This window comes from Hymenobacter siberiensis (genome assembly GCF_018967845.1).
GTDB classification, from domain to species: Bacteria; Bacteroidota; Bacteroidia; order Cytophagales; family Hymenobacteraceae; genus Hymenobacter; species Hymenobacter siberiensis.
In genome coordinates, this window is record NZ_JAHLZZ010000001.1 from 2,307,128 (window position 1) to 2,323,104 (window position 15,977).

The 15,977-nt window shown below is 58.9% G+C and carries 15 protein-coding genes; 9 read left to right on the top strand and 6 right to left on the bottom strand.

Annotated elements, in window-relative coordinates; all coding sequences use genetic code 11:
• Positions 1-42: 42 nt before the first annotated feature.
• A complete protein-coding gene (locus KQ661_RS09900) occupies positions 43-738 on the top strand; it encodes a nitroreductase family protein (RefSeq protein ID WP_216686318.1) in 696 nt (231 codons plus the stop codon).
• 599 nt (positions 739-1,337) lie between these two features.
• On the opposite strand, the gene KQ661_RS09905 is transcribed toward KQ661_RS09900, so the two are convergent.
• The 5 genes from KQ661_RS09905 to KQ661_RS09925 form a co-directional block, all read right to left on the bottom strand.
• Positions 1,338-1,757 (bottom strand): transposase family protein, encoded by a 420-nt coding sequence (locus tag KQ661_RS09905; protein ID WP_216680677.1) that lies wholly within the window; start codon positions 1,755-1,757, stop codon positions 1,338-1,340.
• A complete protein-coding gene (locus tag KQ661_RS09910) occupies positions 1,745-2,236 on the bottom strand; it encodes a transposase family protein (protein WP_216686216.1) in 492 nt (163 codons plus the stop codon). Before KQ661_RS09910 ends, KQ661_RS09905 begins: the two co-directional genes overlap by 13 nt.
• Before the next feature lie 43 nt (positions 2,237-2,279).
• Positions 2,280-2,519, bottom strand: a complete 240-nt coding sequence (locus KQ661_RS09915) for a hypothetical protein (RefSeq protein WP_216686319.1) — start codon at positions 2,517-2,519, stop codon at positions 2,280-2,282.
• Positions 2,516-3,415 carry a hypothetical protein gene (locus KQ661_RS09920; protein WP_216686320.1) on the bottom strand — a complete coding sequence of 300 codons (900 nt, stop codon included), beginning with the start codon at positions 3,413-3,415 and terminating at the stop codon, positions 2,516-2,518. The genes KQ661_RS09915 and KQ661_RS09920 overlap by 4 nt, the downstream gene beginning before the upstream one ends.
• Before the next feature lie 170 nt (positions 3,416-3,585).
• Positions 3,586-4,761 (bottom strand): MFS transporter, encoded by a 1,176-nt coding sequence (locus KQ661_RS09925; protein WP_216686321.1) that lies wholly within the window; start codon positions 4,759-4,761, stop codon positions 3,586-3,588.
• Positions 4,762-5,037: 276 nt separating this feature from the next.
• Here KQ661_RS09925 and argS point away from each other — a divergent pair, with 276 nt between their 5' ends.
• The 5 genes from argS (at position 5,038) to KQ661_RS09950 (ending at position 10,396) form a co-directional block, all read left to right on the top strand.
• Entirely contained in the window at positions 5,038-6,831 is a 1,794-nt protein-coding gene (gene argS, locus KQ661_RS09930; RefSeq protein WP_216686322.1) for an arginine--tRNA ligase, read from the top strand.
• A gap of 128 nt (positions 6,832-6,959) precedes the next feature.
• On the top strand, positions 6,960-7,541 hold the full coding sequence (locus tag KQ661_RS09935) for an LOG family protein (protein WP_216686323.1): 582 nt from the start codon (positions 6,960-6,962) through the stop codon (positions 7,539-7,541).
• A gap of 123 nt (positions 7,542-7,664) precedes the next feature.
• A complete protein-coding gene (locus KQ661_RS09940; RefSeq protein ID WP_216680477.1) occupies positions 7,665-8,255 on the top strand; it encodes a glutathione peroxidase in 591 nt (196 codons plus the stop codon).
• A 157-nt stretch (positions 8,256-8,412) separates the two neighbouring features.
• Positions 8,413-9,309, top strand: coding sequence for a 1,4-dihydroxy-2-naphthoate polyprenyltransferase (locus KQ661_RS09945; RefSeq protein ID WP_216680478.1), 897 nt, complete (start codon positions 8,413-8,415; stop codon positions 9,307-9,309).
• Positions 9,310-9,478: 169 nt separating this feature from the next.
• Positions 9,479-10,396, top strand: a complete 918-nt coding sequence (locus KQ661_RS09950) for a hypothetical protein (RefSeq protein ID WP_216686324.1) — start codon at positions 9,479-9,481, stop codon at positions 10,394-10,396.
• 211 nt (positions 10,397-10,607) lie between these two features.
• Here KQ661_RS09950 and KQ661_RS09955 read toward each other — a convergent pair whose 3' ends face one another.
• Entirely contained in the window at positions 10,608-12,311 is a 1,704-nt protein-coding gene (locus tag KQ661_RS09955) for a DEAD/DEAH box helicase (protein WP_216727960.1), read from the bottom strand.
• Positions 12,312-12,624: 313 nt separating this feature from the next.
• Between KQ661_RS09955 and KQ661_RS09960 the strand changes: the two genes are divergently transcribed.
• The 3 genes from KQ661_RS09960 to KQ661_RS09970 all read left to right on the top strand — a co-directional run bounded on the left by KQ661_RS09960 (position 12,625) and on the right by KQ661_RS09970 (position 15,893).
• Positions 12,625-13,371, top strand: coding sequence for a class I SAM-dependent methyltransferase (locus KQ661_RS09960; RefSeq protein WP_216680480.1), 747 nt, complete (start codon positions 12,625-12,627; stop codon positions 13,369-13,371).
• A 232-nt stretch (positions 13,372-13,603) separates the two neighbouring features.
• Positions 13,604-14,824, top strand: a complete 1,221-nt coding sequence (locus KQ661_RS09965; protein ID WP_216686325.1) for a CaiB/BaiF CoA transferase family protein — start codon at positions 13,604-13,606, stop codon at positions 14,822-14,824.
• Positions 14,825-14,942: 118 nt separating this feature from the next.
• Positions 14,943-15,893 (top strand): hypothetical protein, encoded by a 951-nt coding sequence (locus tag KQ661_RS09970; RefSeq protein ID WP_226915944.1) that lies wholly within the window; start codon positions 14,943-14,945, stop codon positions 15,891-15,893.
• Positions 15,894-15,977: the final 84 nt, after the last annotated feature.

Consider the following 15,977-nt stretch of genomic DNA (forward strand, 5'->3'; position numbering starts at 1 on the left):
CGCGTAAGCCGCCGGGCACCCGCCCATTTATTCCCCATCAGCATGAGCTTACTCGATGATTTGAACTGGCGCTACGCCACCAAAAAGATGAACGGCACGAAGGTTTCGCCGGAAAAAGTAGATTACATCCTGGAAGCAGCCCGGCTCGCCCCGTCGTCGTCGGGCTTGCAGCAGTACAAGGTGATTGTGATTTCGGACCCGGCCCTGCTGGAAAAAATCAAGGGTCTGTCCTACAACCAAAGCCAGGTTACGGACTGCTCGCACCTGCTGGTGTTCGTGGCCTGGGACGGCTACACCGACGAGCGGGTGAGCACCGTATTCAACTACACGATGGATGAGCGCGGCCTGCCCCACAGCACCATGGATGCCTACAAAACCAACCTGCTGGGCATGCTGAACGCGGCCACCCCCGAGTGGCAGGCCCACCACGCGGCCAAGCAGAGCTACATTGCCCTGGGCCTGGCCATGGCCGCCGCCGCCGAGCAGCGCGTGGATGCCACCCCGATGGAAGGCTTCCTGGCCGACAAGCTGGACGAACTGCTCCAACTGTCCGGTACCGGCTACAAAAGCGCCGTGCTGCTGCCCCTGGGCTACCGCGAGGAGGCCAACGACTGGCTGGTGAACATGAAAAAAGTGCGGACCCCCAAGGCGGAATTCGTCACGGAAATGACGCTGGCCGACGCGGCCGACATCGAGGTGGAGCCGATGCTAAGCCTGACCGGCGACACGGAAAACTAAGCCCACGGGCCATCCTGAACGGCAGCGGCCGGCTATATCGTTAGCCGGCCGCTGTTGTTTTTAGGGGGAAGCTGTTTTAGGGAGATGCGGGGTGGAGGACGTGGGTTTCGGCTTGTATGCGGTTTGGGAGCGTTTCCAGGGCTACACCAGGCTCATCATCCTCGGCCAGGGCGTCCCCACCCGCACTCCGACCGGTAAGCCCGCCACCTAAGCCGCTGGGGAAATAGAAAGGCCCGCTAGTAGCTGGGCGGGGATTCTTTTGTGGCTTGATGCTATTCAGGAGGCGGAATACGCTCTAAAATATTATCTACTCTTTCGTTCACTTTGAATGCCGCAACAAGCAGGTCATAAATACCATAAATACTCAGGCAGAAAACAGAAAACTTTATAGCGCTTAGTATTCGTGACTTGGAATACCAAATATCAGGATTTACGCTAATGAATGGTAAGTCGATAACTTCCCATAACATTAATATTGCGACGAGTAGGAATGATGAAAATAAAAAAAATAGTATGTCAGATAGTTCGTCATTTAACCCATTCATACGCACAAGCGTTTCCTTCTTCTCTTGTATAGTAGACTTGTTGCGAGCTATTAATCACAGATTTAAGCTGAAATTCCACAAGCCCGCACACACTCCCAGCACGTCATTGTACAGGTTCAAATTATGCAAACGTAATCGGTCTTCCAAAATTCGATAACGTTTCAATCCGCCAATGCTATGCTCTACGGTAATTCGTTCACTTGCTTGTTTTGTATTTATTTCTCGTTGTTCATCGGTGAGTTCTTTCCCTTTCGGCTTTTTGATAGGAATAAAAACTTTCCGGCAAACGTAGTCTTTCGCGAAGCCCAAAAACCCCAGGTCCAACCGCACCTTGAACTTTTTAAACCACTCTTTATCAACTGGTAAAATGCTTTTTAGCACACTGTAGTCGTGGTGTCTTCCGCCGTAACAACGGCTGATAAAACCAATCCAGCGAATGGTCGTTGAAATAACTATCTCTTTTACGGCGTGTATTTTTTTTTACCGCTATAGTAGTCTTTTTGCATCTCTTTATTTCCTGGTCGTTGCTTGCGTTGCTCTGTTCCATCGACCAATAACGTCTCGTGTTCCTGAAAATAGGCTTCAAATTCGGCCACTGTCGCAAATTCCCGCTTTGGCGCATGCCCGGTTTGCTCCAGCGCTTCTTGGAGCACCGTAATGCCTAATTCCTGGTTGCGTTTCGCGTTGGAACCGTCCATCCCACTGACCAATCCCAACAAATCATACGTCAAGTTTGCTTTGAAGCTGAATAGGGTGAAAAGCAGTAATTCTTCTTCTGTTTTAAGGGCTACTTCATACGGCGCAAAAGCCCCACGTTCAATCATATCTGTTCCATTTAACCGAAAATACGCCTGCTTAAAATGCGCCAAAAGCTGCGCAAAACGCTCCGCCGTGAGTCCCGTGGCAGCACGCCATTTACGCGAAGTAGTGAGGTTTTTTACGGAAAAGTTCATGTTCTAAATTTAAGTACAGTTTGTCGAAAATTCCGCACTTCACTCACTTCGCAACAAGTCTAGTGTAGTCAGGGGCTGAGAGCACACGTTGTCGGCCTTTATCTACAAGCGTCATCACAAAAGTTACAACGGAAAAAGCAAATCCAAGAAATATTCCTATGTAACTTAAAAGAAATTCACTCTCGGCAAATTTTACATGAGGTACTTTAATTAAATAGAATAGCAATAGCATCACTACTGTTCCTATTGCTATATATCCCAAGCTTTGTAATATCTTTTTCACGACGCTGTGGGAGAATTATTGTTAAGGGTGTCAGTATTATTAAGGTTGTCAATCCTGATAATTTCATCTTCTAGCAGCGTAGGGTTGATTTTTGAAGGTTCTTCAGGCATTTCTAAACTCTTAGGACGTGTGCTGCTTCCGATTTTTAGTAAGTGACCTGTTCTATCTCGTAGCTTGATAATGAAATCGCCTGCTCCTGAAGAAATAGTTTGGAAGAGATTTTCGAATTGTTCGCGTGGAATACGCAATGCACCTAATTTATTTAAAATTACTAACTTGAATTTTGTGAAATTTGTTTCTTCATATGCTTCTCGAATATCGATATTGCTGCGAAATCTAGAGCCAAAGAAGTTAGGTGGGTCAATGTCGACTACAAGTGAATAAATTTCCTGTGCTTCCTCAATCTCTGACCAAATATCTTCTGAGTTACTAATTGCCTCTATTGCGACAGTAACTCGTTGCCTAATCAGTGCTTTTCTAATTATGTCTTCGATTCTACTAACAATAGAATCTATGTCACGAAATGCGCTAGGTTTTTCTTGAACTAAAATTATTTGCCGAGAAATGTCTAATATGAAGTAGCTATAAGGATATACTGTGTCTGGTTGATTAGTAACTCCGTGCTCACCTACTTTAGGCTCCAGTACAATGTCCTCACGAGCAATTTGTATTGCATGAGTACCATCATTGATTTTAAGGTGATAATAAGCTAAGTATAAATTGCCTTTTGCCTGAAATCGAAATGGGTAGTTGCGTTCTATAACTTGAACAGCAAGTTCCAATAACTGTCTCTTTGTTCTTTGTTGCTCAAATGCATTCAGTTGAGCCGGTTGGGAGAGTAGAATCCTAAAAGCGAAATATTTTGCCATATTGGTAGATGAAAAGGGTTGAGTCAAAACTACCAAATTATTACTATCGTAGTAGCATCTTGGATGTGTCGACGATGTAAAAGCTCAATAGAACTGCCTAAGCAATAGAAAGCCCCTTCACCACTGCAGGGGCTCCGTATTGCGGCAAGTTTCGGTGGGTTATTCGGCCGGCTGGGTCTGGGGCCGCTTCATATCCCTCACGCTTCTACCACCTGTCGCCCCTGCCACAGCGCCCACAGCCCCAGCGCCGGCCCCACGGCCAGCGGCAGCAGCAGCAGCAGGTGCTGCGGCAGCTGCGGCCCCAGCCAGCCGGTGAGCTGCACGCTGATAATAGTGAGGGAAAAGCCCAGGCAGTTGACGATAGTCAGCGCGGCCCCGCGCGTTTCGGCGGGGGCATGCCGGGCCACCAGCGTCGAAAACATCGGCGAATCGGCCACCACCACCAGCCCCCAGAACCCCAGAAAAGCCCCCAGCGCCGCTCCCGAGCCCGTGCCCAGCACGAGGCCCGATGCCAGGCAGCAGATGCCCGACAGCGCCAGCGCCCCGGTTGCGACGCGGGCCGGCCCCAGGCGCTGGGCCAGCAGCCCCGCGCCCACGCAGGCCAGGCTGCCCCCGCCAATGATGCCGAACGACAGCAGCGGCACCGGCAGCGCCGCCCCCGCGTGCCGGGCATTGAAGGCCGCCAGCACCACCGGCACGAAGGCCCAGAACGTGTAGAGCTCCCACATGTGCCCGAAGTAGCCAAACGCCGCCGCCCGAAACGCCGGCTGCCGGAACCCCGCCAGAAACGCCGTGAAAGCCGGGCGCGCGCCGGCCCGGCGGTAAGGGCCATCGGGCACCAGCAGCAGGAGGGCCGCGCCGCCCAGCAGCGCCAGGCCGGAGGTAGCCCAGGCCACCGCCTGCCAGGGCAACTGCCCGCCCATGCTCTTGAGCAAGTGCGGAAACGCGGTGCCCAGCACCAGCGCCCCCACCAGCCAGCTCAGCGAGCGGCCCAGCCCGGCCGCGTAGTAGTCGGCCGCTATTTTCATGCCTACCGGGTAGATGCCGGCCAGGAAAAACCCCGTGAGTACCCGGCAGGCCAGCAGGCCCGCCACTGGCAGCCCCGGCAGCACCAGCCCCAGGTTGCAGAGCGCCGCCAGCGCCGCGCTCAGCGCAAATACCCGCGACGGCGAGAACCGGTCGGCCACGGCCAGCAGGGCAAACGCCAGGGTGCCGGCAATGAAACCCAGCTGCACGGCGCTGGTGAGCGAGGCCATAAAGCCGGGCCCCTGGTGCAGGCGCGCCGCCATATCGGGCGCTACGGCATTGCCGGCAAACCACAGCGAGGTGCAGCAAAACTGCGCCCCCACAATGGTGGGAAGAATACGGGACATGAACGGGAGCGGGTGGGAGAGAAGCGGCAAAGTACCACCATTTCGCAGAATGCCATTTTCGCTGGCGCCGACGCTGGCCGTAGTTTAGCGCGTAACTACGTGCCACTGGTGGGGTGAGTCTTCGACTCACGGCCGCCGCGCGGCCAGGCAGTGCCGAACCACCTGGGCCAGGCGGCGAGTTGCGAACGCGCCTCACCAGCAGCCAGCAGTTCCGCACTGCGCGCTAAACTGCGGCCAGCGCTACGGCTACCCCGTACCAGCCCGTACCTTTGCCCCGTGCAACAGTTAGAAAACTCCCTCAAAACCGCCCTGCAAGCTGCCGCGCAGGCCGTATTCGGCGTAGAAATTCCCGCCGCCAGCCTCACGCTCCAGCCCACGCGCAAGGAGTTTGCCGGCAGCTTCACCCTCGTCACGTTTGCGCTCACCAAAGTGCTGGGCAAAGGCCCCGAGCAAATTGGCCAGGCCCTGGGCGAGTGGCTGCAGGCCAACGAGCCCCGCGTGAGCGGCTTCAACGTGCTGAAAGGCTTCCTGAACCTCGAAATTGCCGATGCCGAGTGGCTGGCGGTGTTCGAGCAGCTGCGCGCCCAGCCCGCCACCGCGCCCGTGGCCACCGATGGCCCGCAGAATGTGGTGGTGGAGTACTCCTCGCCCAACACCAACAAGCCCCTGCACCTGGGCCACTTGCGCAACAACTTCCTGGGTTACTCGGTGGCCGAGATTCTGAAAGCCACCGGCGCCACCGTCACCAAAGCCAACCTGGTGAACGACCGGGGCATCCACATCTGCAAGTCGATGATTGCCTACCAGCACTTCGGCCAGGGCGAAACCCCCCAGAGCGCGGGCCTGAAGGGCGACCACCTCGCCGGCAAGTACTACGTGCTGTTTGAGAAGCACTACCGCGAGGAAATCCGCCAGCTTGAGGCCGAAGGCGTGACCAACGAAGTAGCCAAGAAAAGCGCCCCCCTCATGGCCGAGGCCCAGCAGATGCTGCAGGCCTGGGAAGCCGGCGACCCCGCCGTGAAAGCCCTCTGGAGCCTGATGAACGGCTGGGTGTACGAAGGCTTCGATGCCACATACAAGAACATCGGCGTCGATTTCGATAAGTTTTATTATGAATCGGGCACCTACCTGCTGGGCAAGGAGCGGGTAGAGGAAGGTCTGGAAAAGGGCGTATTCTTCAAGAAGGAAAACGGTTCGGTGTGGGTCGATTTGCAGGCAGAGGGACTTGATGAAAAGCTCCTGCTCCGCGCCGACGGCACCAGCGTCTACATCACCCAGGACCTGGGCACGGCCGAGCTGAAGTACCAGGATTTTGGCTACGACAGCAGCATCTACGTCATCGCCGACGAGCAGAACTACCACATGCAGGTGCTGCAGGCCACGCTCAAAAAGCTGGGCAAGCCCTACGCTGACGCCATCCACCACCTCAGCTATGGCATGGTGGACCTGCCCTCGGGCAAGATGAAGTCGCGCGAAGGCACCGTGGTCGATGCCGACGAGCTGGTGCGTGACGTAGTGGCCGCCGCCAAAGCCGCCACCCTCGAAAAAGGCAAAACCGAAGGCCTCAGCGATGCCGAGCTGGAGGAGCTGTACCACATCCTCGGCCTGGGCGCGCTGAAATACTACCTGCTGAAAGTGGACCCCAAGAAGCGCATGCTCTTCAACCCCGAAGAGTCGGTGAACCTGGAGGGCGACACGGGGCCGTTTATCCAGTACTCGCACTCGCGCACGGCGGCCGTTCGGCGCAAAGCGGTAGAGCTGGGGGTTGACGAAACCGCCGACTGGGCCAGTGTGACCGAGCTGCACAGCGCCGACAGCGAGCTGATACAGGAGCTGGCGCGCTACCCGGCTGTGGTGGCAGAAGCCGCGAAGAACCTATCGCCCGCCGTGGTGGCCCAATACGCCTACGACCTGGCCCGCAACTACAACCGCTTCTACGCCAAAGTGCCCATCTTTGCCGAAACCGACCTGGCCAAGCGCAACCTGCGCCTCGCTCTGTCGGCCCGCACCGGCGAGCAGCTGAAAGCCGCCTTCGGCCTGCTCGGCATCCAGGTGCCCGAGCGCATGTAATTGCCATAACGAGGTAGAGACGCGACACTTCGCGTCTCCTCGTTGAACGACCGGAACCGCGCCATTCTAAAAATAACATCAGCAACGACGAGACGCGAAGTGTCGCGTCTCTACTTCGTTCCAGAAATATGAAAAGCATTGCCGTTTACTGTGGTTCCAGCGCCGGAACCAATCCGAATTACATTACCCAGGCGCAGGCCCTCGCCAAGGCCATGGTGGCCCAAAACCTCACGCTGGTGTACGGCGGCGGCGGCGTGGGCCTCATGGGCACCATCGCCGATGCCGTGTTGGCCCTGGGCGGCCAGGTAGTGGGCGTGATTCCCGATTTTCTGGATGCCAAGGAGCTGGCTCACAAGGGCTGCACCGAGCTGCACGTGGTGAAATCGATGCACGAGCGCAAGCTGATGATGGCCGACCGCGCCGATGGCTTCATCGCTATGCCCGGCGGCTACGGCACCCTCGAAGAGCTGTTCGAAGTGCTGACCTGGGGCCAGCTCGGCCTGCACCAGAAGCCCGTGGCCCTGCTGAACGTGGACGGCTACTACGACCTGCTCCTGCAATCCCTCGACCGCATGCGCGACGACCAGCTGCTCCGCGCCGAAAACCGCAGCCAGCTCCTGCAATCGGCCAGCCCGGAAGAGTTGCTGGCGCAGATGACGGCCTACCAGCCCGTGCAGATGGAGAAGTGGCTCACGCCGCGCACCACATGATGTAGCGCGGTCGTACCCGGTAGGGACTTTTAGTCCCTACCGGGTACGACCGCGCTACATCTAAAACCCTGCAGGCCTTCGTACGGTTACGCACGCAACTGCGCACTTTATCACTTCCAATTCATGAACAAGTCTCTTCTCCTCACGCTGGCCACTGCCGCTACGGCCGTGGTTTTCATCGCCGCCAAACCGGCTACTCCCACCGCCATGACTGAAACTACGGAAACCACTGCCGCCCCCGCCTCCGTCTACGATTTCACCGTGAAATCCATCGATGGTAAGGACGTGAAGCTGAGCCAGTACAAGGGCAAGAAGCTGCTGATTGTGAACACCGCTTCGGAATGCGGCTTCACCCCGCAGTACAAGGAGCTGGAGGAGCTGTATAAAAAGCACGGCGACAAAGTGACCGTACTCGGCTTCCCGGCCAACAACTTCGGCGGCCAGGAGCCCGGCACCGAGGCCCAGATTGCCACCTTCTGCGAAAAGAACTACGGCGTGACGTTCCCGCTCTTCAGCAAGGTGTCGGTGAAAGGCATCGACACGGCTCCGTTGTTCAAATTCCTAGCTGATAAAACCAAGAACGGGGCCGTGAGCGACGTGCCCACCTGGAATTTCTGCAAATACCTGGTCGATGAAAAAGGCCACGTATTGAAATTCTACCCTTCGAAAGTGACGCCCCTGAGCCCCGAGCTGTTGGCTGATATCATGAAGTAATTTTTGCCGTTTCCTGAATACTTCAGAACGTCATGCTGAGCGTAGCCGAAGCATCTCTACCGCGCAACTAATTTCGTCGTTGCAACGAAGCGGTAAAAGATGCTTCGGCTTCGCTCAGCATGACGTTCTTTTTTGCTGTTTGATATCTCTTTTGCCCATGTCACCCTGGATTTCTGCATTCCGCCCCCGTACCCTGCCGCTGGCCCTGGCCAGCATCCTCACCGGCGGCTTTCTGGCCCAGGCGGCCGGCTATTTCAACGGCCCGGTAGTGGCGCTGGCGGCCCTCACCACCATCCTGCTGCAAGTGCTCAGCAATCTGGCCAACGACTACGGCGACTCCCAGAACGGGGCCGACAGTATCCACCGCCAAGGCCCGCAACGCGCCGTGCAGAGCGGGGCCATCACCCCGGCTCAGATGAAGCGCGGCATGTGGATTTGCGGCCTGCTGGCGCTGGCCAGCGGCCTCGCGCTGCTGTGGGTGGCGCTGGGCGCGGCGGGTCTGGGGCTGTTTCTGGCGTTTGTGGCGCTGGGGTTGGCGGCCATCTGGGCGGCAGTGAACTACACGGCGGGCGCTAACCCGTATGGCTACGCGGGTCTGGGCGACATTTCGGTGTTCCTGTTTTTTGGCATTGTGGGCGTGTGCGGCACGTATTTTTTGCAAACCCGGGCACTGCCGCTGCAGGTGCTGCTGCCGGCCGCCGCGCTGGGCTGCTTCGCCACGGCGGTGCTGAACGTGAACAATATCCGCGACATCAACTCCGATGTGCTGGCCGGCAAAATCACCATTCCGGTGCGGCTGGGGCCCATTCATGCGCGGCGCTACCACTGGCTGCTGCTGGTGCTGGGCCTGGGCTGTGCCACGGTGTTTGTGGCACTCACGTACCATTCGCCGTGGCAGTGGCTGTTTGTGCTGGCTGCACCGTTGTTTGCCTTCAACGCCCGGCAGGTGTGGCAGCGGCAGGAATCGATGCAACTCGACCCGCTGCTCAAGCAGATGGCGCTGAGTACGCTGGTATTCACGGTACTGTTTGGGGTGGGGCAGGTGCTGGGGTAAGCCGCCGGGAAATTAATTGGGGTCGCCGGTATATCTTTCCTGTCCAATGGCCGGCACATTCAGTCCTCAGTCAAGGTGAATTCTTGCCTTAATAGGCGCGTAAGGTGCTCATTGAAAAGTAGTTGCTGCCAATGAATAGCAGCAGTTAGTCGTCTCAGCTACCCCGTCAATGCAGCTGCCCAAGGATTTTTTCGACAAACCCGCCCGCGATGTGGCCGAGCTGAACCAGCGCCTGACGGCGCATGTAAACAGCTACAACAATACACCACTGGCATCATGCAGCGGTCTGAGCCCCAATCAGATGGCGGATGTGTTGTACCGGCCGCTGTCGGCTGCGGCGCCCGTGCGCCTGCAAAGCACGCTTCCCGATGCCGTGCTCGACCAGGTGCCCTTTTTTCGGCAGGTGGAGGAGCTGCTGCGGCTGGTGCAGCGTGAGAAAGTCATCAAACTCACCGCTACCGGCGCGCTGCCCCGCAAGTTTGTGCAGGAGCTGTATGAGCACGGGCTGATGCGCAGTAAGTATGTGGATGAAGGCTTTATAAAGCTAAACCGGGAGTTTGATTCCCCCTTCATCGAAATCGCGCACTATCTGGCCCACGTGGCCAAGCTGGTGAAGAAGCCCCTGGGCAAGCTTAGCCTCACCAAAAAAGGAGAAAGTATGCTGATTGCCGGGCAGCGCCCCGAGCTGTTCCGGCTGGTGCTCGAGGTGTTTACGGGCCGGCTGCACTGGGGCAGTTTCGACTCGTTTGGCAGTGGCAAATCGCAAGTAGGGCAGCTGGGCTGGAGCTTTTGCGTGTATTTGCTGGCTCGATTTGGGCAGCAGCCTCGGCCCCTCTCGTTTTATGTAGATAAATACGTGCTGGCCTTTCCCAATTTTCTGGAGGAGCGGCCTCCGACGAGTTACTGGACGCCGGCCACCTTTATAGACCACCTTTTCAGCAGCCGGGTACTGTATTGCTTTGGCAAGTGGTTTGGCCTGGTGGAAATCAAAAATGACTCACTAAAGGTTGGTGATGAGCCAACGACCATCAGTGCCAGCCCGGTGCTGTCGCAGCTGTTCGTTGTAAGCCCGGGAGGCAAAGGATAGCCGGATTTGTCGATAGGGCGGAGAGGTATAATCTGCTGAGGACTCCTGTAAACGCCTATCAGCAAGACGAACACCGCAGGAAATACCCGAAAAATCCTTCTGAGGAAGTGTTGTTAAGTACTTGTGCAGAAGTACTTAAATCAGGATTTCCCCAACGCGAAGAAGCCTCCGTTGCATGTGCAGCGGAGGCTTCTTCGCGTTGGGGAAGCGGCTACTCAGCCGCGCCAGTTTCGGCAGGGCTGCCGGTTTCGCTCGGAGTGCCGCCTTCCGGCTTGGGGCCGCGGCTGCGGTTGCGGCCACCGCGGCTGCGGCGGCGCTCGCCGTCGGCGCGGGGCTCGCCGTCGGCGCGGGGCTCGCGGGTTTCCCCTTCGGGACGGGGCTCGCGGGGCGGGCGGCTTTCGCCTTCGGCGCGGGGCTCACGCGGGGGGCGCGGCTCGCCTTCGGGCCGGGGGGCTCGCGGCTCGCGGGGTGGGCGGGCTTCGCCTTCGGGGCGCGGAGTGCGCTCGGGGCGGGGGCCACGGTCGCGGCGCTCTTCGCCTTCGGGGCGTGGCGGGCGCTGGTATGGCACGGTGGGGGCGTGGCCGGCATCGAGGGCGGCCAGGGCATTTTTGGCGGCGGCGAGGCGCTCCAGGTGCTTGGGGTCTTTGGGGTCGGGGGCGTCGCGGCGGGGCTTGCCGCCATCGCGGCCACCGTCGCGGCCACCACCGCCACCTTCGGGGCGGGGGCCACGGTCGCGGCTTCCGCCACCGCTACCGCCGCTGTGGCCGCCGCGCACCGGGCGGCCGCCGATTTTACCACCCAGGCCGGCAAAGCGTTTGGGGTCGAATTCCGGGGCCGGGCCCAGGCCCAGCTCCTCGGTGATGGCGCGCTTTTCGAGGTCGCGCTCAATGAGCTTCTCAATCTTCAGCACCCGGTCCTGGTCCTGGTCCGAGATGAAGGTGATGGCCGTGCCTTTGGTGGCGGCGCGGGCCGTGCGGCCGATACGGTGCACGTAGTCCTCGGCAGCGCGCGGGATGTCGTAGTTCACCACGTGGCTCAGCGAGTCGATATCGATGCCGCGGCTGAGCACGTCGGTGGCCACCAGGATAGGAAACTGCTTGTTTTTGAAGGCGCGCATGATTTCCTCCCGCTCTTCCTGGGTGCGGTCGGAGCTGATGCCGCGTGCCTCGATGCCGAGCTTGTTCACGGCTTTTACAATGCCGGCCACGGCCGCTTTCTGGCTGGTGAAGAGCACCATGCTCTGCACATCCTGGGTTTTGATGATGTGCTCGAGGACGTAGATTTTCTGGCGGTCGAAGGCCATGTACAACTGCTGGTCGATGCCGGCGGCGGGCTTGGAAACGGCCAGGCGGATTTCCTCGGGGTTGTTGAGAATCTGCTGCGAGAAGTCGCGGATTTTGCTCGGCATGGTGGCCGAGAACAGCAGCGTCTGGCGCTCCTTGGGCAGCTGGCGCACGATGTTGAAGATATCATCGCTGAAGCCCATGTCCATCATCTTATCGGCCTCGTCCAGCACCAGGTACTTAATCTGGTCGAATTTCACATAGCCCATTTGAAGGTGGGCGATGAGGCGGCCGGGCGTGGCGATGATGATGTCGGCCCCCGAGGTGAGGGCGCGCTTCTGCTGCTCCCAGTTCTCCGATTTGCCGCCGCCGTAAATGGCAATGCTACTAGCTTCCACGTAGTAGCCGAAGCCCATCACCTGCTCGTCAATCTGGGTGGCCAGCTCGCGGGTGGGCACCAGAATGAGGGTGGTGGTGTGGCCGTGCTTGGCGTGCGAAATCTTGTCGAGCAGCGGCAGTAGGTAGGCAGCTGTTTTACCGGTGCCGGTCTGGGCGCAGGCAATCAGGTCTTTGCCTTCGATAATTTTAGGAATGGCCTGCTCCTGAATGGGGGTGGCCTGCTGGTAGTTCATGGCGTCGATGCCAGCGAGCAGGTCGTCGTGGAGGTTGAATTCGTGAAACGTCAAAGTTCAGCTTATTAGGGTTGTAAAAGGGCTGACCTTGATGCTTTGGCCAGCAAACCGCTTGATTTGAGGTAAAGATACGGCCGGCGGCCGGGAGGAGGAAGCAGGGGAGCTGGCTTGAATAAGAACGTCATGCCGAGCGGAGTCGAGGCATCTCGCTCGCGTCGTTGAACGATTGATTTACTGTGGCACGCGAGATGCCTCGGCTGCGCTCGGCATGACGTTCTTTATACTTATCGAACCCACAAATCCATTCCTCCTCATGCCCGCCCTCGACCGTTTCTCTGCTCAGGCCGCCGACTATGCCCGCTACCGCATTGCTTATCCCGCCGAGCTTTATGACTGGCTGCTGCCCCAGGTAGAAAGCCGCGAGCGGGCCTGGGACTGCGCCACTGGCAACGGCCAGGTAGCGGCGGTGCTGGCCGAATCCTTTATTCGGGTAGATGCCACCGACCTCAGCGACAATCAATTGGCGCAGGCCCCGCCGCGCCCCAATATCCACTACCAGCGGGCCACGGCCGAGCACACGTCCTTCCCCAACCAGCGCTTCGACCTGATTACCGTGGCCCAAGCCGTGCATTGGTTCGATAACGAAGCCTACCACCGGGAGGTGCGCCGCGTGGCCCGGCCCGGCGCAGTGCTGGCCGAATGGGGCTACCAGCTGTGCCGCCTCGAAACGCCCGAGCTAAACCAAGTGCTCGATAATTTTCACGACGTAACCTCGGCCCCGTACTGGGATGCCAACCGCCGCCACATCGAAAACGAGTACGCCGACCTGCCCTTCCCGTTTGCCGATGTGCAGCGGGCGCGTTTCGCCGTGAAAAAGCACTGGACGGCCGACGACATGCTGAATTACCTGCGCACCTGGTCGGCCACGGCCAACTACGCCCGGCAATACGCCGGAGCCGACATGATGGCCCTGGTTGCCGAGGAGCTGACGCGGCTGTGGGGGCCGCAGGCCCGCATCATCACGTTCCCGGTTTTTGCGCGGGCCGGGCGGGTAGAATAAATCGAGTCGGCCCCAGCGTTGGGGAAAGTGTGGAAATGGATTGATTGGGCCAAAAACAAGGCTGATAGCTATGAGCCTATCCAAATAGGTGCTAAAAAGTAGTCATGCCGAGCGCAACGAAGCATCTTTACTGCAATAGCCTTGATTACTGTTGCGGTAAAGCTGCTTTGCTCCGCACTGCCTGATGCATCATATCGGATAGGTTCTTAGTCAGAGAAAAACACTTACGCCAATGAACAATCCACTTCCCTTTGCCCACTTCCGCGTCATCGAGCTGGCTTCCGTGCTGGCCGGCCCGCAGGTGGGCCAGTTCTTTGCGGAGCTGGGGGCCGAGGTCCTCAAAATCGAAAGTCCGGCCGGCGACGTCACCCGCACCTGGAAAACCAGCGACGAAACTGCTGCCACGCCAGGGGCTGAGGCATCTTCAGTTTCGGCCTATTTCTCTGCCTCCAACTGGGGCAAACGCTCGCTGGTGCTCGACCTCACTACCGCCGCCGGCCAAACCGAGCTGCGCCGCCTGGTGGCCTCGGCCGATATCGTGCTGGCCAGCTACAAACCCGGCGATGCCGAAAAGCTCCGCGCCGACTACGCCACCTTATCGCAAGAGAACCCGCGCCTGCTCTACGGCCACCTCACCGGCTACGGCCCCGACAATGCCCGTGCCGGCTACGATGCCGTGCTGCAAGCTGAAGCCGGTTTTATGTTCCTCAATGCCGCCGGCTCCGGCCAGCCTGCCCAGAAAATGCCCGTGGCCATGGTCGACCTATTGGCCGCGCACCAGTTGAAAGAAGGACTGCTCACGGCCCTGTTTCAGCGCGAGCGCACCGGACGCGGGGCCTTGGTGCAGGTGAGCCTGCTCGACTCCGCCCTGGCCTCGTTGGCCAACCAGGCGGCTACTTATCTCGTGACCGGCCACGACCCGCAGCCGCTGGGCTCGGGCCACCCCAGCATCGTGCCCTACGGCACCGTGTACCGTGCTGCTAATGGCCGCCAGCTGGTGCTGGCCGTGGGTTCCGATGGCCAGTTCCGGCAGCTGTGCGCCGCGCTGAGCCGGCCTGATTTGGCTACCGATGCCCGTTTTGCTACCAATGCCGCCCGTGTGGCCCATCGTGCCGAGCTGGAAAACAAGCTCACCGAAGCCATTACCGTTGCGGATGGCGACGCGCTGCTGGCCGACCTGGAGCGCCGCGCCGTGCCCGCCGGGGCCGTGCGTTCGGTGGGGGAAGCCCTGCGGCAGCCATCGGCGGCGGCAATGCTGCTACCGGTGGTTGGGGCGGGGCCGGCCGGGCTGCGCACGGTGGCATTTCGCAGCTCGCAATGGCCGGAGGTGGTTGAGTTGAGCGCGCCTCCGGCATTGGGGACGGCAAATACCACCAGTTCCGGCACGGTTTCGGCGGGTACGGCTGAAACTATGGGTGGGGTAGGCGACGTACCTACCCTGGTGCCTGGTTGAAGGCGCCCGGCTGCTGCCAGCCCAATCCGGTTGCAGCTGGGTAGCCCGCTTCGTTGGCAAGGCTGCCCCGCAATACCCTGGTCCCGCCACCGCAGTGGGGGCGCAATTCTCTTCTCTCATGGCCAAAAAAACCACCCCGAAACCCGTCGTGTCTAAGCTGCTCAGCCCTGCCGACGTGCCGCCGGTGCCTACCGAGCTGCCCCCGCCCGTGCCGCCGCGCAAACGCCCCACCCGCCCCGTCCAGCCGGCGCGGACCAAGCCCGCCAAAGCCACGCCAGCCAAAGCCTCCCCGGCCAAAGCCGCTAAGGCCAATCCCGTCGCCGATGCGCTGGCGCACTCCGGGGCCACCGCCACCGACAACCGCCCCACCGCTGCGGCCGGCTCGCCCACCGAAGCTCCGGCCGACCGCCTCAACCAGATTTTTGAGGGCCTTAAACAGAAATCAACTGCCAAACAGGCTATTTACCGCAACACCCTGGCTGCGTTCGACTGCCTGCGGCTGGTGTCGCAGGAGTTGGTGCTGGAGCTCACCCGCAAGCTCACGCCCCTCGATTCGAGTGTGGTGATTGAGTACCGTTCCATCAACGACATGGAATTTCACATCCGGTTTTCGGGCGATTTGCTGGTTTTTGTGATGCACTCCAACATCGTCACCTTCCCCGACGACTATGGCCCCATGGCCAGCAAATACGTGGAGGCTGATTTCCGCCGCCGCTTCTTCGGCCACATTATGGCCTATAACTTCATGGCCGATAGTATCAAATATCAGCGCCTGAATGACCCCGGCTACCTCGTCGGCCGCCTGCTGGTCAACATCGATAATCACTATTGCCTCGAAGGCGCGCAGCAACTGGAGCTACCCGATAACGACATGAGCGACAATCATATTTGCCCCGAGGCGATGAAACTCTTCGTGGAAAGCGCCATGATTGCCGCCGTCAATAACGACCTTATTGCCCCGCCGCTGCCCGAAATCCAGAAAATCTCAGTGAAGCAGAAGCTGGAAAACCAGCAGGTGAGCCGTGGTAGTAAGGTCGGCTTTAGCTTCTCGGCGCAGCAGGTTATCTGAACTGCGGATTCGTCGGATTCATCGAATTTTGTGGACGGCCAGGTCTAGGTCCAAGAATGACTACTCACTATTATCAAAAAAAGG